13 protein-coding genes are annotated in these 17,999 nt (G+C 72.0%); 7 read left to right on the top strand and 6 right to left on the bottom strand.

Annotated elements, in window-relative coordinates; all coding sequences use genetic code 11:
- Positions 1 to 347: 347 nt before the first annotated feature.
- Positions 348 to 1,568, bottom strand: coding sequence for an ROK family protein (locus tag ABZT74_RS19905; protein WP_355863608.1), 1,221 nt, complete (start codon positions 1,566 to 1,568; stop codon positions 348 to 350).
- A 284-nt stretch (positions 1,569 to 1,852) separates the two neighbouring features.
- Here ABZT74_RS19905 and ABZT74_RS19900 point away from each other — a divergent pair, with 284 nt between their 5' ends.
- Both ABZT74_RS19900 and ABZT74_RS19895 read left to right on the top strand, forming a co-directional pair.
- On the top strand, positions 1,853 to 3,292 hold the full coding sequence (locus tag ABZT74_RS19900; protein WP_356436639.1) for a hypothetical protein: 1,440 nt from the start codon (positions 1,853 to 1,855) through the stop codon (positions 3,290 to 3,292).
- Positions 3,289 to 5,226 (top strand): glycogen debranching N-terminal domain-containing protein, encoded by a 1,938-nt coding sequence (locus ABZT74_RS19895; protein ID WP_356173025.1) that lies wholly within the window; start codon positions 3,289 to 3,291, stop codon positions 5,224 to 5,226. The genes ABZT74_RS19900 and ABZT74_RS19895 overlap by 4 nt, the downstream gene beginning before the upstream one ends.
- Before the next feature lie 1,015 nt (positions 5,227 to 6,241).
- Here the strand turns inward: ABZT74_RS19895 and dusB are convergent.
- On the bottom strand, positions 6,242 to 7,393 hold the full coding sequence (gene dusB, locus ABZT74_RS19890; RefSeq protein ID WP_355863604.1) for a tRNA dihydrouridine synthase DusB: 1,152 nt from the start codon (positions 7,391 to 7,393) through the stop codon (positions 6,242 to 6,244).
- A 96-nt stretch (positions 7,394 to 7,489) separates the two neighbouring features.
- Here dusB and ABZT74_RS19885 point away from each other — a divergent pair, with 96 nt between their 5' ends.
- A complete protein-coding gene (locus tag ABZT74_RS19885; RefSeq protein WP_356173022.1) occupies positions 7,490 to 8,953 on the top strand; it encodes an MFS transporter in 1,464 nt (487 codons plus the stop codon).
- Positions 8,954 to 9,091: 138 nt separating this feature from the next.
- Here ABZT74_RS19885 and ABZT74_RS19880 read toward each other — a convergent pair whose 3' ends face one another.
- Positions 9,092 to 9,922, bottom strand: coding sequence for a helix-turn-helix transcriptional regulator (locus ABZT74_RS19880; protein ID WP_356436631.1), 831 nt, complete (start codon positions 9,920 to 9,922; stop codon positions 9,092 to 9,094).
- Positions 9,923 to 10,200: 278 nt separating this feature from the next.
- On the opposite strand from ABZT74_RS19880, the gene ABZT74_RS19875 reads away from it, so the two are divergent.
- The 3 genes from ABZT74_RS19875 to ABZT74_RS19865 all read left to right on the top strand — a co-directional run bounded on the left by ABZT74_RS19875 (position 10,201) and on the right by ABZT74_RS19865 (position 13,497).
- Positions 10,201 to 11,628 carry an MFS transporter gene (locus ABZT74_RS19875; protein ID WP_356436486.1) on the top strand — a complete coding sequence of 476 codons (1,428 nt, stop codon included), beginning with the start codon at positions 10,201 to 10,203 and terminating at the stop codon, positions 11,626 to 11,628.
- A gap of 286 nt (positions 11,629 to 11,914) precedes the next feature.
- Complete coding sequence (locus tag ABZT74_RS19870; RefSeq protein ID WP_356173062.1) at positions 11,915 to 13,189, top strand: M14 family zinc carboxypeptidase; 1,275 nt, start codon at positions 11,915 to 11,917, stop codon at positions 13,187 to 13,189.
- Positions 13,190 to 13,290: 101 nt separating this feature from the next.
- Positions 13,291 to 13,497: a hypothetical protein gene (locus ABZT74_RS19865; RefSeq protein WP_081217173.1), complete on the top strand. Its 207-nt coding sequence runs from the start codon at positions 13,291 to 13,293 to the stop codon at positions 13,495 to 13,497.
- Between the two features lie 64 nt (positions 13,498 to 13,561).
- On the opposite strand, the gene ABZT74_RS19860 is transcribed toward ABZT74_RS19865, so the two are convergent.
- Together ABZT74_RS19860 and ABZT74_RS19855 are read right to left on the bottom strand one after the other, a co-directional pair.
- A complete protein-coding gene (locus ABZT74_RS19860) occupies positions 13,562 to 14,167 on the bottom strand; it encodes a TetR family transcriptional regulator (protein WP_356436483.1) in 606 nt (201 codons plus the stop codon).
- Positions 14,168 to 14,193: 26 nt separating this feature from the next.
- Entirely contained in the window at positions 14,194 to 15,198 is a 1,005-nt protein-coding gene (locus tag ABZT74_RS19855; protein ID WP_355863594.1) for an aldo/keto reductase, read from the bottom strand.
- A gap of 230 nt (positions 15,199 to 15,428) precedes the next feature.
- Between ABZT74_RS19855 and ABZT74_RS19850 the strand changes: the two genes are divergently transcribed.
- A complete protein-coding gene (locus ABZT74_RS19850; RefSeq protein WP_356436480.1) occupies positions 15,429 to 16,481 on the top strand; it encodes a chitinase in 1,053 nt (350 codons plus the stop codon).
- Positions 16,482 to 16,598: 117 nt separating this feature from the next.
- Here the strand turns inward: ABZT74_RS19850 and ABZT74_RS19845 are convergent, their stop codons facing one another.
- Complete coding sequence (locus ABZT74_RS19845) at positions 16,599 to 17,981, bottom strand: glycine--tRNA ligase (RefSeq protein WP_355863590.1); 1,383 nt, start codon at positions 17,979 to 17,981, stop codon at positions 16,599 to 16,601.
- Positions 17,982 to 17,999: the final 18 nt, after the last annotated feature.

Here is a 17,999-nt window from a genome sequence, read left to right as displayed (position 1 = left end):
GAAGGCGCGTGGGTACGTCCACTTGCGCGTCATGCGCCTGTAACCACCCGTCCGCCACCAGATCGAAAGTCAAGGCTTGGCAAGCCATCCGGCGTCCGTGTTTTCACTTCTTGAACGCATCAACACCCGTAGACCGCTCTGCACGCTCAGGTGAGCGGCCCTCGGCACGTCTGAGTTTAATCGATGAACGATCAAGGGGTGGCACTGAGTGCCACCCCTTAGGGAAGTGCAGCCGCTCATGATCCGCTCATCTGAGCGATACCCCTATCAAGGGTGGCGAGAATCACGCCTCGCGGAGCGGCCCGGTTTCATCATGCGGACCACGATCCGGACACGACACACGGCTGTCACACGCCGAGCGCCGCGAGCCGCTCCTCCGCGCGCTCGGGGGCGTAGAGGTACTCGACGACCAGCGCCCCGGCGCCCACCAGTGCGGCCCGCTCGCCGAGCCGCGAGGTCACCACGTCCAGATGAGCGGTGGAGCGGGGCAGCGCCCGCTGGTAGAGCAGTTCGCGCACACCCGTGACGAAGGGTGTTCCGGCCAGGTCTCCGGCGATCATCAGCACGCCCGGGTTGAGCAGCGTGACCACGGTGGCCAGAACGTCCCCGACCTGCCGGCCGGCCTCCCGGGCCAGGGCCATTGCCTCGGGGTGACCGGCCGTCAGCAGGTCCCGCACGTCGGAGCCGGAGGCCGCCCGCACGCCCGCCTCGGCGAGCCGCCGGGCCACCGCGCCACCGCTCGCGACGGCCGCGAGACAGCCGTGGGACCCGCACCGGCACAGCGCGTCCGCGCCCACCCTGATGTGCCCTATGTCGCCTGCCCCGCCGTCCACGCCCCGGTAGATCGTGCCGCCGACGACCATGCCAGCGCCGATACCGGTGGAGACCTTGACCAGCGCGAACGCGGAGCAGTCGGGGTAGCCGGTGCGCTGTTCTCCGTACGCCATCAGGTTGGCGTCGTTGTCGACGAGCACGGGGACGCGGGCGCAGCGGTCGGTGCCGGCGTGCTCGGCGAAGGCGCGGGCCAGCCGGCCCCGGATGTCGTAACCGTCCCAGCCCGGCATGATCGGCGGCTGCACCACCCGCCCGGTGTCGATGTCGACCGGTCCCGGCACGGCGAGCCCTATGCCACAGACGGCGTCGGCGCCCCGGCCGGACTTCTCCAGCAGTTCGGCGAACCAGCGTCCCAGTTCACCGAGCACCGCCTCGGGTCCCTCGTCGACCACCAGGAGGCCCGCGTGCTCGGCGAGGATCTCGCCGGTCAGGGTGACCACGGCGGCCCGGCCGTGCCGGGTGTCGAGGTCGGCGGTCAGGACGACCGCGTGCTCGTCGTCGAACTCCAGGGTGATCGAGGGGCGGCCGCCCAGCGGTGAGTCGACGGGGCCGCCCGCGCCCTCGCGGAGCCAACCGGCGCGGAACAGCCGGTCCAGCCGCTGGCCGACCGTGGCCCGGGACAGGCCGGTGGCCTGCTGGAGCGCGCCGCGTGTGGTCGCCCGGCCGCTGCGCACCAGTTCGAGCAGCTGTCCGGCGCTTGCCTGGTTCACGGTCCTCGCCGCCCTTCCGGTCATGCGCACCCCCTTGCGTTCCTCAACTCTGCATTACATATTGAGTTTTGCGTGTTAAATAGACGTAACCCTACGGCAGCTACTGCCGAACTGGTCGGACGGACGTCTTCGGGGAGACCTGAGTGGACCGCACAACCCAGCTCACCGCCCTGCGCAGGGGACTCACCGCCCCCTTGCGCCCCACCGGCACTCCCGTGCACGCCTCCGGCCCGCCCACTCCGCCCGGTCCGGGCGGAATCGCCCGTACCGGACCACTTGTATACGATCCGGCGGGGTCGTCGGGTTCCCTGCACCTCGGGGCGTCCCGGGTGCTGAACGGCAACTGGACGGGAACGTCCACGGTGCCCTCGCGCGGCCTGTACCCGCACCAGTGGTCGTGGGACTCCGCGTTCATCGCGATCGGACTGCGTCATCTGTCGCCGCTGCGGGCGCAGACGGAGCTGGAGACCCTGCTCGGCGCGCAGTGGGCCGACGGACGTGTCCCGCACATCGTGTTCAACCCCTCCGTCCCGCTGGACGCGTACTTCCCGAGCCCCGACTTCTGGCGCTCCTCGACCGCGGGCCGCGCGGCGGGCGCCCCGCGCACCGTACAGACGTCGGGCATCGTGCAGCCACCGGTGCACGCGCTCGCCGTGTGGCTGGTGCACCGCGCGGACCCGGGGCTGTCGCGGGCGCGGTCGTTCCTCTCCCGGATGTATCCCCGGCTGGCGGCCTGGCACCGCTATCTCCTGCACCGCCGGGATCTGGGCGGCGGCGGTCTCGCCAGCGTGGTCCACCCCTGGGAGCAGGGCATGGACAACAGTCCGTGCTGGGACGCGCCGCTCAGCCGCGTGACCCCGGCACCGGCCCGGTCCTTCCGGCGCGCGGACCTCGACCACGGCGCCCCCGAGGACCGGCCCACCGACCTCGACTACGGGCGGTACGTGCGGCTGGCCGCCGACTACCGCGACCGCGGATACGCCGACGGGGGCGGCGAGTTCGCCGTCGAGGACCCGGCGTTCAACGCCCTGCTGATCGCCTCGGAGCACGCGCTGGCCGAGATCGCGCAGGAGCTCGGCGCGGCGGGCACCGCACGCCACGCGCGCGCCGAGCGGCTGACGGCGGCTCTGGTGGACCGGCTGTGGGATCCGGCGGAGGGCCTGTTCTTCTGCCGGGACGAGCGCGGCGGCCCGGACGGCCGCGGCAGCGGGCTGATTCCCGAGCGCAGCGTCGCCGGACTGCTGCCCCTCATCCTGCCCGCGCTGCCGCGTGAGATCGCCGCCACGCTCGTACGGACCGCGGGCGGCCCGCACTTCGCCCTCGGCGGGGCCGCACGGCTCGCGCCCAGCTACGACCTGACCGGCGACTCCTTCGACCCGCACCGGTACTGGCGGGGGCCTGCCTGGTTCAACACCAACTGGCTGCTGGAGCGCGGGCTTCGGCTGCACGGGGAGCACGGGCGGGCAAACGCCCTGCGGACCGCTCTGCTCGACACGGCCGGGGAGTCGGAGTTCGCCGAGTACGTGGACCCGTACACCGGCGAGGCCTGCGGAGCACTCGGCTTCAGCTGGACGGCGGCCCTGACGCTCGACCTGCTGCACACCGCGGGCGGGCCGGAGCCGCTCGTGTCCGAGGACGGGCCGGACACGTTGGTCACCCCGGACACGTTGGTCAGCACGGGACACAGCACTGCGACACAGAGCGCGTACGACGCCGGGACGGGCGCCAAGGGAGGGGACCGGGGATGACGGAACGGCATCATCTGCTCGTGCACGGTGGGACGTTCGCCGCCGTGAGCGACGGCGGGGACATCAGCGGTGTGCGGGGCGGCAGTTCGCCGGACGGCTTGTTCGTGCGGGACGCACGGCACCTCAGCCGGTGGCAGTTGACGGTGGACGGGGCGGTGCCCGAGGCGCTCACCCCGGTCGCGGACGGCGACACGGCACGCTGCGTGCTGGTGCCGCGGGGCGGCCGCAACGAACCGCCCGCGTACACCCTCTTCCGTGAACAGGCCGTCGCCGAGGGCGCGTTCGTGGAGGCGCTGCGCGTCACCAGCAACCGTCCGACGCCGACCACGGTCCGTATCGCGGTCACCGCCGACGCCGACTTCACGGACCAGTTCGAACTGCGCTCCGACCACCGCACGTACGCCAAGACCGGCGTCGTGCGCCAACGGCAGGTCCTCGACGACGGGGTGGAGTTCAGCTACCGGCGCGGGGAGTGGCGGTCCCGGACGACGGTCACCTCCGAGCCCGCCCCGGACGGGGTGGAGGAGACGGGCACCGGAGCACGCCGTCTGGTGTGGTCGCTGGACCTCGAACCGCACGGCTCGGCGGAGCTGGCCCTGCGGGTCGCGGCCCGCCCGCACGGCGCCGCGCACGATCCGCCCGTCCCCGCCTCCCCGGCCGCCGCGAACGAGCGACTGCTCGCCCTGGAGGGCGAGTTCGCGGAGGGGGTGCCGTTCCCGACCGGCTGGCCGGAGCTGGCCGCGGCCTGCGCGCGGGGCCTGTCCGACCTCGCCGTCCTCCAGGTCCCGGCCCGCGGCCCGGACGGCGAGGAACTGCGGGTGCCGGCCGCCGGAGTCCCCTGGTTCCTCACCCTGCTGGGCCGGGACGCCCTGCTCACCTCGCTCTTCGCCCTGCCCTACCGGCCGCAGCTCGCCGCCGCCACGCTGCCCGCGCTCGCCGCGACCCAGGCCGTCGAGGTGGGGGCGGACACGGTCGCGCAGCCGGGCAAGATCGTGCACGAGGTGCGGCACGGCGAGCTCGCGCACTTCGGGCAGGTGCCGTACGGCCGCTACTACGGTTCGGTGGACGCGACCCCGCTGTTCCTGGTGCTGCTCGGCGCGTACACCGAGCAGACCGGCGACGCGGCCCTCGCCCGCCGGCTGGAGCCCAACGCCCGTGCCGCGATCGGCTGGATGCTGGACCACGGCGGGCTGACCTCGCGCGGCTATCTCGTCTACCGCGCGGACGGCGGCGGCCTCGCCAACCAGAACTGGAAGGACTCCCCCGGCGCGATCTGTTCGGCCGACGGCAGCCGTCCGAGCGGTCCGGTGATGGCGGCGGGCGCGCAGGGGTACGCGTACGACGCGCTGCGCCGCACCGCGCACCTCGCCCGGACCGTCTGGGACGACGAGGTGTACGCGGCGCTCCTGGAACAGGCGGCCGCCGACCTGCGCGACCGGTTCCAGCGGGACTTCTGGATGAGCGGACACGCCTTCCCCGCGCTGGCGTTGGACGGCGACGGCCGGCACGTCGACGCGCTCGCGTCGGACGCGGGCCATCTTCTGTGGTCGGGGCTGCTCGACAAGGAGTACGGCGAACTGGTGGGCCGCAGGCTGCTGGAGCCGGACTTCTTCTCCGGCTGGGGCGTCCGCACGCTCGCCTCGGGCCAGTCGGCGTACCACCCGCTGTCGTACCACCGCGGTTCGGTCTGGCCGCACGACAACGCGCTCATCGCGCTGGGGCTGGCACGGTACGGCCTGCACGACGAGGCCCGGACGGTGGCCCACGGGCTGGTGGACGCGGCGACGGCGGCCGGCCACCGGCTGCCGGAGGTCATCGCGGGCTACGACCGGGAGACCCACGCCGAACCGGTGCCCTATCCGCACGCCTGCGTCCGGGAGTCCCGCTCGGCGGCGACTCCCCTGGCGCTGCTCACGGCGGTCGGCGGCGCCTGAGGTCCATCGAGGGACGGGGCGAAGCCGCGGGCCGATGGTGCGCGGTCCGATCGCGCTCGGCGGCCCGCGCCGCGGGCGGTTCGGCGGACGAGCGGGCCGGGGACGCGCCCCGCGTACCGGGCAGCCCGCCAGCGGCGGCCCGGTACGGCAGACGGTGAGCGCGAAGGCCCGGCAGGCGGTGAGGGCCGAGGATCGGCGGGGCGCCCGGTTCGGCCGGTCAGCGGACCGGGGACGCGCCCCGCGCACCAGGCAGCCCAGTAGGCAGGCGGTGAGGGCGAAGGCCCGGCGGGCGGCCGGGGCCGCAGGCGATGGGGGCCGAGGATCGGCGGGGCGCCCGGTTCGGCCGGTCAGCGGACCGGGGGCGCGCCCCGCGTACCGGGCAGCGCGCTGAAGGCGGCCCGGTACGGCAGACGGTGAAGGCCCGGTGGGCGGACGGTGGGGGCCGAGGATCGGCGCGGCGCCCGGTTCGGCCGGCGAGCGGGCCGGGGGCGCGCGCCGCGCACCCGTCAGCGCGCACCGGGCAGCCCGCCGGCGGCGGCCCGGGGGCCGCAGGCGGTGGGGCCGAGGCCGGGCGGGCGTCCGGTTCCGGTGCTCGGAACTGGTCCGTGTGGGCGAGCGCGGCGCGGTCCCGTCGGGGGTCGGCGGGACGTCCGGTTCGGCCGGTCAGCGGACCGGGGACGCGCCCCGCGTACCGGGCAGCCCGCTGACGGCGGCCCGGTACGGCAGACGGTGAAGGCCCGGTGGGCGGACGGTGGGAGCCGAGGCCCGGCGAGGCGCCCGGTTCGGCCGGCGAGCGGGCCGGGGGCGCGCCCCGCGCACCGGGCAGCGCGCCGGCGGCGGCCCGGGGGCCGCAGGCGGTGGGGGCCGAGGCCGGGCGGGCGTCCGGTTCCGGTGCTCGGAACTGATCCGTGTGCGCGAGTGCGGCGCGGTCCCGTCGGGGGTCGGCGGGACGTCCGGTTCGGCGGGTGGGGGCGGGTCGCAGGAGCGGTGGGCGCCCGTGACCCGGCGGCCGGGTTCAGCCGCCGGATGTGTCCAGTTCGGCTTCCTCGCCGACGCCCGCGCAGTCGTAGGGGTCCTTCAGCCAGCCCTCGGGCAGGACGACACGGTTGTTGCCGGAGGTGCGGCCGCGCGGGCCGTCGGCGTCGGCGGGCCACGCCTGGTCGAGGTCCAGCTCGGCCAGCCCGTCGGACAGTTCGGCGAGCGAGGAGGTGACGGCGAGCCGCTTGCGCATCTCGGAGCCGACGGAGAAGCCCTTCAGGTACCAGGCGACGTGCTTGCGGAAGTCGATGACACCGCGCGCCTCGTCGCCGATCCACTCGCCGAGCAGGGTGGCGTGCCGGACCATGACGGCCGCGACCTCGCGGAGCGCCGGGCGTGCGTACTCCTCGCGGCCCTCGAACGCGGCGACCAGGTCGCCGAACAGCCAGGGCCGGCCGAGGCAGCCGCGGCCGACGACCACGCCGTCGCAGCCGGTCTCGCGGACCATCCGCAGCGCGTCGTCCGCCGACCAGATGTCGCCGTTGCCGAGGACGGGGATCTCCGGCACGTGCTCCTTCAGCCGGGCGATGGCGTCCCAGTCGGCGGTGCCGCCGTAGTGCTGGGCGGCGGTCCGGCCGTGCAGGGCGATCGCGGTCACGCCCTCCTCGACCGCGATGCGCCCGGCGTCGAGGAAGGTGATGTGGTCGTCGTCGATGCCCTTGCGCATCTTCATGGTGACGGGCAGGTCCCCGGCGCCGCTGACGGCCTCGCGGAGGATCGCGCGCAGCAGCGGGCGCTTGTACGGCAGGGCGGAGCCGCCGCCCTTGCGGGTCACCTTGGGGACCGGGCAGCCGAAGTTGAGGTCGATGTGGTCGGCGAGGCCCTCGTCCGCGATCATGCGGACGGCCTTGCCGACGGTCGCGGGGTCGACGCCGTACAGCTGGATCGAGCGCGGCTTCTCGGTCGCGTCGAAGTGGATCAGCTGCATGGTCTTCTCGTTGCGCTCGACCAGCGCCCGCGTGGTGATCATCTCGCTGACGAAGAGACCCTTGCCGCCGCTGAACTCGCGGCACAGCGTGCGGAACGGCGCGTTCGTGATGCCCGCCATGGGGGCGAGGACGACGGGCGGCTGCACCTGGTGGGGACCGATCGACAGCACGGAGTTCACGGTGGACGTGGGCGTGGGCATTCCCCCATTGTGGCGTACGGCGACGGGTGCCCGCGCAGAAGATCGTGTAGAGGTCATTAGTTAGACACACTATCGACGTCGGCGTACGCTGAGTGGATGCCTGAGCTCAGCCACCGCCACCGCATGCTGGTGCTCGCGATCTGCTGCATGAGTCTGCTGATCGTGAGCCTCGACGTCACCATCCTGAACGTCGCCCTCCCCTCGATGCAGAGGGACCTGCACGCGAGCGTCGCGGGCATGCAATGGACGATCGACGCGTACACCCTGGTGCTGGCCTCCCTGCTGATGCTCGCGGGCTCCACCGCCGACCGCATCGGCCGCCGCAAGGTCTTCATGGCGGGTCTCGTCCTGTTCACCATCGGCTCGGTGCTCTGCTCGCTCGCCCCGAGCCTCGACACCCTCATCGTGTTCCGGATGATCCAGGCCGTCGGCGGCTCGATGCTCAACCCCGTCGCCATGTCGATCATCACGAACACGTTCACCGACCCCCGCGAACGCGCCCGCGCGATCGGCGTGTGGGGTGCCGTCGTCGGCATCTCCATGGCCGCGGGCCCCCTCGTCGGCGGACTCCTCGTCGACACCGTCGGCTGGCGCTCGATCTTCTGGATCAACCTGCCCGTCGGCCTCGCCGCCCTCCTGCTGACCCTGCGGTTCGTCCCCGAGTCCCGCGCCCCCAAGGCCCGTCGCCCCGACCCGGTCGGCCAGCTCCTCGTCATCGCGCTCCTCGGCTCCCTCACCTACGCGATCATCGAAGCGCCCACCTCCGGCCTCACCCACACCCTCGCCTTCGGCGCGGTCGCCCTCGCCTCCCTGCTCGGCCTCCTGTGGTACGAACCCCGCCGCGACGAACCCCTCATCGACCTGCGCTTCTTCCGCTCCGCCCCGTTCAGCGGCGCGACCGTCATCGCGGTCAGCGCGTTCGCCGCCCTCAGCGGCTTCCTGTTCCTGTCGACGCTCTACCTGCAGAACGTCCGCGGCCTCGACGCCCTGCACGCGGGCCTGTGGATGCTGCCGATGGCCGCCCTCTGCTTCGTCTGCGCGCCCATCTCGGGACGCCTCGTCGGCAGCCGCGGCCCCCGCCTGTCCCTGCTGATCGCCGGCGTCGCCATGACCATCAGCGGCGTCCTGTTCGCCGCCTTCGAGGCCGAGACGTCGAACGTCACCCTCGTCATCGGCTACGTCTTCTTCGGCCTCGGCTTCGGCTTCGTCAACGCCCCCATCACCAACACCGCCGTCTCCGGCATGCCCCGCACCCAGGCGGGCGTCGCCGCGGCCGTCGCCTCCACCAGCCGCCAGATCGGCGGCACCCTCGGCGTCGCCGTCATCGGCGCCGCCCTCGCCTCGGGCATCCAGGCCTCCGCCTACCGCGACACCTTCGTCTCCGCCGCCCGCCCGGGCTGGTGGATCATCGCCGCCTGCGGCCTCGCCGTCCTCGTCCTCGGCGCGCTCACCAGCGGACGCTGGGCCCGCGGCACGGCCGACCGCACGGCCCGCCTGCTGGAGGCGCCGGAGGTGGCGGAACCGGTGAGCGCAAGGACACACGACACCACAGCCGCCTGACCCCGGACGGGAACGGCCCGGACGGAACAGTCCCGAACCGTGCACCGCCCGCGGTGGGCCCCGACCGTTCACGGCCCGCGGTGGGCGCGTCCGCCCGCCGTGGGCCCGGGGCGGCGCCCGCCGGCCGCCCCCGCGGCGTCACGCCGCTCCGGCCTCCTCGGCCTCCGCCTCCAGGGCGATCGCGTGCAGCCGCTCCAGCCGCTCACGGCTCTGCTCGTCGGCCGGCGGATAGGTCACCATCCGGGCGCCCTGCGCGGGCGCGAGCCACAGGTCGGTGTGATCGACCGTCACGAGACCGACGTACGGGCTGACGAACTGCTTCGTCTTGCCGCGCGCGCTCACCACCTCATACCGCTCCCAGATCTCGCGGAACTCCGCCGACTCCGCCCGCAGCCGCTTCACCAGCATCTTCCAGGCCGGCTCCCCGAGATGCCCGGCCATCGACACCCGCAGCCGCGCCGCCATCAACCGCATCGCCTCGTCCAGGAAGACGATCGACTCACGCCACTCCGCGTTCGTGTACGCGAGCACCAGGCAGTTGCGGTCGGCGGGCGGCACCGTGTCGAGGTCACGCATCATCAGCCGGGCGTACGTGCGGTTGTACGCCAGGATGTCGTACCGGCTGTTCTGGATACAGGCCGGAACGGGCTCCAGCTGCCGCAGCATCAGACGCAGCGCCGGCGTGATCCCCGAGCACTGCGCGGCCGGCGACGGATCCACGGCACCCGCCAGCTGGAAGAGATGAGCGCGCTCACCGGCATCCAGCAACAGGGTCCGCGCCAACGCGTCGAGGACCTGCTCGGACACCTGGATGTCCCGCGCCTGCTCCAGCCACGTGTACCAGGTCACCCCCACCGCCGAGAGCTGCGCGACCTCCTCGCGGCGCAGCCCCGGAGTACGCCGCCGACGCCCCCGGGGCAGCCCCACCTGCTCGGGCGTGATGCGCTCACGGCGGCTGCGCAGGAACATCGCCAGCTCGTGCCGCCGGATCTCACTGCCCCGCGACGCCGCGGCACCCGACGACAGCACCTCCCCGGCGACGGCCCCGACGCCCCCCGCTCCTGCCGACCCCGCGGGCCCCGTCGGCGCGCCCGCGGACCGTACCCCCGCCGAACCCGCGGTCGCATCCCGTGCCATCGTCGTCATGCCTCCAGCCTGCCGCTCACCGCAGCCTGTTGCCAGGTACTCCTTCTACCAGGATAAGAAGACTCTGGTACCAGCCTGAGAGCGGGAGAAGGCTGGAGGACGTGACCGAAACCGGAACGCTCACCACCACCGTCCGCACCCCTGCCCCACCCGCCCTCGGCGGCCTCGGACTCTTCACCGTGCTGCTCGGCGCGGCCCTGCCCCTGATCGACTTCTTCATCGTCAACGTGGCCCTCCCCACCATCGGACACGACCTGCACGCGAGCGAGTCCGTCCTCGAACTCGTCGTCGCCGGCTACGGAGTCGCCTACGCCGTCCTCCTCGTCCTCGGCGGACGCCTCGGCGACCTCTTCGGCCGACGACGGTTCTTCCTCGGCGGCATGGCCGCCTTCGGCCTGACCTCACTCGCCTGCGGACTCGCCCCCACCGCCTGGACCCTCGTCGCCGCCCGCGTCGCCCAGGGCGCCGCCGCCGCCGCGATGCTGCCCCAGGTCCTCGCCACCATCCAGGCCACCACCGCCGGACCGCGCCGCGCCAAGGCCATGGGCCTCTACGGCGCCACCGCCGGTCTGTCCATGGTCGCCGGACAGATCCTCGGCGGCGTCCTCGTCGCCGCCGACATCGCCGGCAGCGGCTGGCGCTCCGTCTTCCTCGTGAACGTCCCCGTCGTCGCCCTCGGCCTGTTCCTCGCCGCCCGCGCCGTCCCCGAGACCCGCTCCCGGCACCCCGAACCCGTCGACGCCCCCGGCACCGTCCTGCTCGCCGTCACCCTGGTGGCCCTGCTCACCCCCCTCACCGAGGGCCGCGCCGCCGGCTGGCCCCTGTGGACCTGGCTCTCCCTCGCCCTGTTCCCCCTCGCCGCCACCGCCTTCTACCTCGTCGAACGGCACGCCGACCGCAACGGCCGCACCCCCCTCGTCCCGCCCAGCCTGTTCCGGCTGACCTCACTGCGCCGCGGCCTGATCATGATCGTGCCGTTCTCCATCGGATTCAGCGGCTTCATGTTCGTCATCGCGGTCGCCCTGCAACAGGGCGAGGGCCTCGGCCCCGTCCCCGCCGGACTCGCCCTCGCCCCGCTCGCCGTCGTCTTCTTCGTCACCTCGCTGTGCGGCCCCCGCCTGATCGCCCGCCACGGCACCCGCGTCGTCACCGCCGGCGGAATCCTCCAGGGCATCGGCATCACCCTCATCGCCCTCGCCGCCTGGCGGTCCTGGCCCGACCTCGGCGTCTGGCAACTCCTCCCCGGAGCGGCCGTCGCCGGAGCCGGACAAGCACTCCAACTCCCCGTCCTCATCCGGATCGTCCTCTCCGAAGTACCCGCCGCCCGCGCCGGCGTCGGAAGCGGCGTGATGGCCACCACCCAGCAGGCCTCCCTCGCCATCGGCGTCGCCACCCTCGGCACCCTGTTCCTGTCCCTCGCCCCCACCCACGGCATGCGGGACGCCCTCGTCATCACCCTCCTCGTCCAGCTCGCCGGCATCGCCCTCACCACCGCGCTCAGCCTGCGACTCCCCCGCACCATCGCCTGACCGCCGACCCCGGGCGACCACCCCGCACGACCCCACCCGCACGCCCCCGCCCGGCCACCGGCACATGCACCCGTCATGCCGTCAACTACCCATTCCCCAGGGCCTGTTGACACTCTCCGCACACCATGTCGTACTGAGTCGCACTGAAGTCGAACGGACCGCGCCCGGCGACCGCCCAGCCGCACGCCCCCGTCGACCGCTCCGCGATCCGAGGAGGCCCCGTGGCCCACACCAAGATCCGCACACCGGACCAGAGGCCCACCACGGGCACCGGCGGAACCGGACACTGAACTACCCCACACCCGCCGACGTCACCCGCACCGCCAGGGCCCTCGCAACCCGGCACCCCGACAAGTGCCGGCTCACCACGATCGGCCACTCCCGCCGCGGCACCCCCCTACGGATGCTCAGCGTCGGAAGAGGCCCACGGCACGCCCTCGTGGTCGCGGGCGCCCACCCCAACGAATACGTCGGCGGCGGCACCCTCCTCGCGCTGGCCCACCGGGCACTGGCCGGCGAACACCCCGGAACCGTATGGCACCTCGTGCTGTGCCTCGACCCGGACGGAGCCCGCCTCAACGAAGGCGGCCACCACGCCGACACCCTCCTCGACCAGTACCGCCACTTCTTCCGCCCCGCCCCCGACGAACAACCCGAATGGGCACCCGCACTCCCCCGCCCCCGCTTCCTCCCCGAGAGCCGCGCCCTCCTCGACGTCATCCGCCGCATCCGCCCCTACGTCCAGATCTCCCTCCACAGCACCGACATCGGCGGCACCTTCGCCCAGCTCACCCGCGACGTCCCCGGCCTCGACCGCACCCTCACCACCTCCGCCGAACGCCTCGGCATCCCCGTCGAGAACGCCCCCCTCGACGCCCTCCACTGGCCCGCCACCGCCCCCGGCGTCTTCGTCCTCCCACCCCCCGGAGCCCCCGAACGCCCCACCGCCTTCCCCGAGAACGCCCACCGCTCCACCTGGCTCGCCCCCCACGCCTACGGAGGCGTCACCGCCGTCATCGAAGTCCCCGTCTGGGCCGCCACCCGATTCGCCGACCTCACCCCCGACCCCGCCCCCGAACAACGCCTGCGCCACTGGGCCGAACGCCTGCGCGCCCACACCCACACCACCCGCGCCCACTACGAACGCGCCCGCCCCCACCTCCCGCCCCCCGGCCCGGACCCCGCCTTCAGCATCCGCAGGGCCATCGCCGAAACCCTCCGCGTCTGCGGCCCCCTCGCCGACAGCTGGGACCCCAGCCACCCCACCTACACCCCACTGCCCGACCTCACCCGCGCCCGCACCGCCAGCATCGAAGGCTTCGCCCGCCGCACCCCGCTCCGCGCCGCCGCCATGCTCCTGCGCCTCCTCGACGAACACGCCCCCCACCCCGCCACCGCACCCCAACGCGCCGAACTGGAAGCCCTCATCACCCGCTGGTGCGCCGCCTACTCCACGAGCTTCACCGCCACCTGGGTCCCCGTGGACCGGCAGATAGAACACCAGGTCAACGTCACCACCGCCGCCGTGGAAGCCGCCGAAGGACACCTCGCACCCTCCTGACCCACCCGGCCCCCCACCGAACTCACCGCCCGACAGCCCCCGTTGATCTTCCCGATGCTGCACACTCCTAGCGCAGACGAAACGGTCAACCAGGAGGTGTCATGCTGCAGATCAACCAGAGCAAAGTCAGCCGCTGGGACCAGCACGGCCGCGAACACACCGTCCGCGTCCAACGCACCGGCGTCCAGCGCACCATCCGATGCGACACCTGCGGCTGGCGCAAGAACGCCCAGTTCCTCCCCTGGCTCAAGGCCGAGGAACACCTCGCCGAAGCCCACCAGGCGACCGTCGACCCCAAGGAAAACTGAAACCCCGGCGAGCCCACCCCGCCGGGGTCCACACAACAGCCCGGTCCACCCCGGGCGACACACCTCAGTCGATACGCCGACGCAGACCACGCAACAGCAGCCGGACCACCGCCACGAACTCCGCCTCGATCCCCGCCTGCACCCACTCACCCGCATACGCCGGATCATGGAAACGGCCCGTCGCGTCGAACACCGCCCGCGCCGTCGCCGCCGAATCACCGTCCACCGACAAGAAATCGCCCTCCTGGACACCCCGGAACACGATCTGCGTCAGCTGCTCCACCAGCTCCGCGACGTGCTCCTCCACCACCGCACTCGCCTCGGCGAGCAGCACCATGTACGTCGCGAACAGCTCCGGATCGTCCCCCGCCTTGTGCCGCTTCGCCGTGAACAGCGCACCCAGCCAGTGCTCCAGAGCCACCGGAGCCGGCTGCGCGGCCGACCCGGCGATCTCCCCCAGCGTCGCCGACGTCCGGTCCAGCCACCGCTTCGTGACCGCCTCCCGCAGCGCCGCCTTCGTACGGAAATGGCGGTAGACACTGCCATGACTGACACCCAGCGCCCGCGCCACGTCCACCACCGTGGCCTTCGCCGGCCCATGGCGACGCAGCACCTCCTCGGTCACCTCGAGGATGCGCTCGGCCGTCAGTACTTCACCGGTCTGTGCCATGACGAAGACCGTACCCGCCGGTACTGTCAGCGCTCACTGTCGAGATGTGCCATCTGCGCCGCCGGGTAACGGTCACCCGCCGCCGCGTCCACCGGCACCGCCCGCTCGATCGCCGCCAGGTCCGCCTCGTCCAGCGTCACGTCCAGAGCGCCCAGCGCCTCCGCCAGCCGCTCCCGGGTCCGCGCACCCACCAGCGGCACGATGTCCCCGCCCCGCGACAGCACCCACGCGATCGCGATCTGCGCGACGCTGACCCCCTTCTGCTCGGCGATCTTCCGCAACGCGTCCACCAGCGAGAGGTTGTGCCGCAGGTTGTCCCCCTGGAAACGGGGACTCATGGCCCGGAAGTCGTTCGCGCCCAGCTGCCGGTCGGCCGTGAAGTGCCCCGAGATCAGACCGCGCGACAACACCCCGTACGCCGTGATCCCGATCCCCAGCTCACGGGTCGTCGCCAGGATCTCCCCCTCGATGCCCCGCGAGATCAACGAGTACTCGATCTGCAGATCCGAGATCGGCGCCGTCGCCGCCGCACGCCGGACCGAGTCCGCGCCGGCCTCACTCAGACCGATGTGCCGCACATGCCCGGCCTCCACCAGCTCCGCGATCGCACCGACGGTCTCCTCGATGGGAATTCCGGGATCGACCCGGGCGATCCGGTACACATCGATATGATCGACGCCGAGGCGCTGCAAGGAGTAGGCGGCGAAGTTCTTCACCGCCGCGGGCCGCCCGTCATACCCCGACCAGCCCCCGTCCGGATCCCGCAACGCCCCGAACTTCACACTCGTCAACGCCCGCTCACGCAACGCCGCCGGCGCCGAACGCAGCGCCTCCCCGATCAGCATCTCGTTGTGGCCCATGGCGTAGAAATCGCCCGTGTCCAGCAGGGTCACGCCCGCTTCGAGCGCGGCATGGATCGTCGCGACGGACTCGGCCCGGTCCGCGTCCCCGTAGAGCGCGGACATGCCCATGCAGCCGAGGCCGAGGGCGGAGACCTGGGGGCCGGTTGTTCCGAGGGGGCGGGTTTGCATGAGAGCTCCTTGGTGGTCCTTGGAGGGGCGGTACTCCATCACCCTCGCATTACAGCTGACAGATTTCAATATCTGTCAGCTGTCATCTGTTATCTGTCATTCCATACCCGACATCAGCCACGCACACCCCGAACCATGGTCCAGACCTATTGACGAATGGTCTGGACCGCGCGAATGTCATGCCTACGACACCTCGACACCTCACCGCACCCCCCACCGGGAGGCCTCGCATGATTCGTCGCAAGCTCCGCCTGCTCGCCGTCGCCCTGGCAGCGGCGGTCCTGACCCCGTTGTCGGTGGCCGGTGCGCCCAGTGCCGCCGCGGCCGACACCTGTGCCGTGAAGTCTCGTCCCGCCGGCAAGGTTCTCCAGGGCTACTGGGAGAACTGGGACGGCTCGTCCAACGGCGTGCATCCGCCGTTCGGTTGGACGCCGATCACCGATTCCCGTATCGCCCAGCACGGTTACAACGTGCTCAACGCGGCGTTCCCCGTGATCCGTTCGGACGGGACGGCGTTGTGGGAGGACGGGATGGACGTGGGCGTGAAGGTCGCGACGCCCGCCGAGATGTGCGCGGCCAAGGCGTCGGGGCAGACGATCCTGATGTCGATCGGTGGCGCGGCCGCCGGGATCGATCTGAGTTCGTCCACGGTCGCCGACCGTTTCGTGGCGACGATCGTGCCGATCCTGAAGAAGTACAACTTCGACGGGATCGACATCGACATCGAGACGGGCCTGACCGGCAGCGGGAACATCGGCCAGTTGTCCGCGTCGCAGGCGAACCTGATCCGGATCATCGACGGAGTGCTGTCGAAGATGCCGTCGAACTTCGGGCTGACGATGGCGCCGGAGACGGCGTACGTGACCGGTGGCAGCATCACGTACGGGTCGATCTGGGGCGCGTATCTGCCGGTCGTGAAGAAGTACGCGGACAACGGCCGGCTGTGGTGGCTGAACATGCAGTACTACAACGGGAGCATGTACGGGTGTTCCGGTGACTCGTACTCGGCGGGCACGGTGCAGGGGTTCACGGCGCAGACCGACTGCCTGAACAAGGGTCTCGTGGTGCAGGGGACGACCGTCAAGGTGCCGTACGACAAGCAGGTGCCGGGGTTGCCCGCGCAGTCGGGGGCGGGTGGCGGTTACATGGCGCCGAGTCTGGTGTCGCAGGCGTGGAAGCACTACGGGACCGGCCTGAAGGGTCTGATGACCTGGTCGGTGAACTGGGACGGTTCGAAGAACTGGACGTTCGGCGACAACGTGAAGGCGTTGCAGGGCCGTTGAGTCGGGTGACGGTTCGGTCGCGGGGCCGTTGAGGGCGGCCCTGCCGGCCTTGTCCGGGCAGCGCGAAGCCCCCGGTTCCCTGGTGGGAGCCGGGGGCTTCGTGGTGCGTGGGTCGGGTCAGCAGCCGACGAGGCGGCTGGCGAGGTAGCCCTCGATCTGGTCGAGGGAGACGCGCTCCTGCTTCATGGAGTCGCGCTCGCGCACGGTGACGGCGTTGTCGTCGAGGGTGTCGAAGTCGACGGTGACGCAGAAGGGGGTGCCGATCTCGTCCTGGCGGCGGTAGCGGCGGCCGATGGCGCCGGCGTCGTCGAACTCGATGTTCCAGTGCTGGCGCAGCGCGGTGGCGAGGCCCTTGGCCTTGGGCGACAGTTCCGGGTTGCGGGAGAGCGGGAGGACGGCGACCTTGACGGGCGAGAGGCGGGGGTCGAGGCGCAGGACGGTGCGCTTCTCCATCTTGCCCTTGGCGTTGGGGGCTTCGTCCTCGATGTAGGCGTCGAGGAGGAAGGCGAGCATGGCACGGCCGACGCCGGCGGCGGGCTCGATGACGTAGGGGGTCCAGCGCTCTCCGGCTTCCTGGTCGAAGTAGGAGAGGTCCTGGCCGGAGGCCTTGGAGTGGGCGCCGAGGTCGTAGTCGGTGCGGTTGGCGACGCCTTCGAGCTCGCCCCATTCGTTGCCGCCGAACTGGAAGCGGTACTCGATGTCGGCGGTGCGCTTGGAGTAGTGGGAGAGCTTCTCCTGGGCGTGCTCGTACCAGCGCATGTTCTCTTCGCGGAGGCCGAGGCCGGTGTACCAGTTCCAGCGTTCCTGCATCCAGTACTCCTGCCACTTCTCGTCCTCGCCCGGCTTGACGAAGAATTCCATCTCCATCTGTTCGAACTCGCGGGTGCGGAAGATGAAGTTGCCGGGGGTGATCTCGTTGCGGAAGGACTTGCCCATCTGCGCGATGCCGAAGGGCGGCTTGCGGCGCGAGGTGGTCTGTACCTGGGCGAAGTTGGTGAAGATGCCCTGGGCGGTCTCGGGGCGCAGGTAGGCGACGGAGCCGCTGTCCTGGGTGGGGCCGAGGTGGGTGGAGAGGAGGCCGGAGAACTGCTTGGGCTCGGTGAACATGCCCTTGTTGCCGCAGTTGGGGCAGTTGATGTCGGCGAGGCCGTTCTCGGGGAGGCGGCCGTGCTTGGCCTCGTAGCCCTCTTCGAGGTGGTCGGCGCGGTAGCGCTTGTGACAGGAGGTGCACTCGGTGAGGGGGTCCGAGAAGGTGGCGACGTGTCCGGAGGCGACCCAGGTCTCGGTGGCGAGGATCACCGACGAGTCGATGCCGACGACGTCCTCACGCGAGGTGACCATGTAGCGCCACCACTGGCGCTTGATGTTCTCCTTGAGTTCGACGCCGAGCGGGCCGTAGTCCCAGGCGGCACGCTGTCCGCCGTAGATCTCACTACTGGGGAAAACGAAGCCACGGCGCTTGCTCAGGCTGACGATGGTGTCGATCTTGTCGGCGGCCACGGTGCTCTCTTCATTACG

It is taken from the genome of Streptomyces sp. NPDC005302, from assembly GCF_040607345.1.
Classification (GTDB): Bacteria; Actinomycetota; Actinomycetes; order Streptomycetales; family Streptomycetaceae; genus Streptomyces.
Note: the sequence above shows the minus strand (reverse complement) of the source record. Positions and strands in the feature narration are given on the sequence as shown.

Bases quoted from the DNA above. Each gene is read 5' to 3' on its own strand.
- ABZT74_RS19905 (WP_355863608.1), bottom strand. From the start codon at position 1,568: ATGACCGGAAGGGCGGCGAGGACCGTGAACCAGGCAAGCGCCGGACAG.
- ABZT74_RS19895 (WP_356173025.1), top strand. From the start codon at position 3,289: ATGACGGAACGGCATCATCTGCTCGTGCACGGTGGGACGTTCGCCGCC.
- ABZT74_RS19885 (WP_356173022.1), top strand. From the start codon at position 7,490: ATGCCTGAGCTCAGCCACCGCCACCGCATGCTGGTGCTCGCGATCTGC.
- ABZT74_RS19860 (WP_356436483.1), bottom strand. From the start codon at position 14,167: ATGGCACAGACCGGTGAAGTACTGACGGCCGAGCGCATCCTCGAGGTG.
- ABZT74_RS19865 (WP_081217173.1), top strand. From the start codon at position 13,291: ATGCTGCAGATCAACCAGAGCAAAGTCAGCCGCTGGGACCAGCACGGC.
- ABZT74_RS19850 (WP_356436480.1), top strand. From the start codon at position 15,429: ATGATTCGTCGCAAGCTCCGCCTGCTCGCCGTCGCCCTGGCAGCGGCG.
- ABZT74_RS19855 (WP_355863594.1), bottom strand. From the start codon at position 15,198: ATGCAAACCCGCCCCCTCGGAACAACCGGCCCCCAGGTCTCCGCCCTC.
- dusB (WP_355863604.1), bottom strand. From the start codon at position 7,393: ATGCCCACGCCCACGTCCACCGTGAACTCCGTGCTGTCGATCGGTCCC.
- ABZT74_RS19880 (WP_356436631.1), bottom strand. From the start codon at position 9,922: ATGTTCCTGCGCAGCCGCCGTGAGCGCATCACGCCCGAGCAGGTGGGG.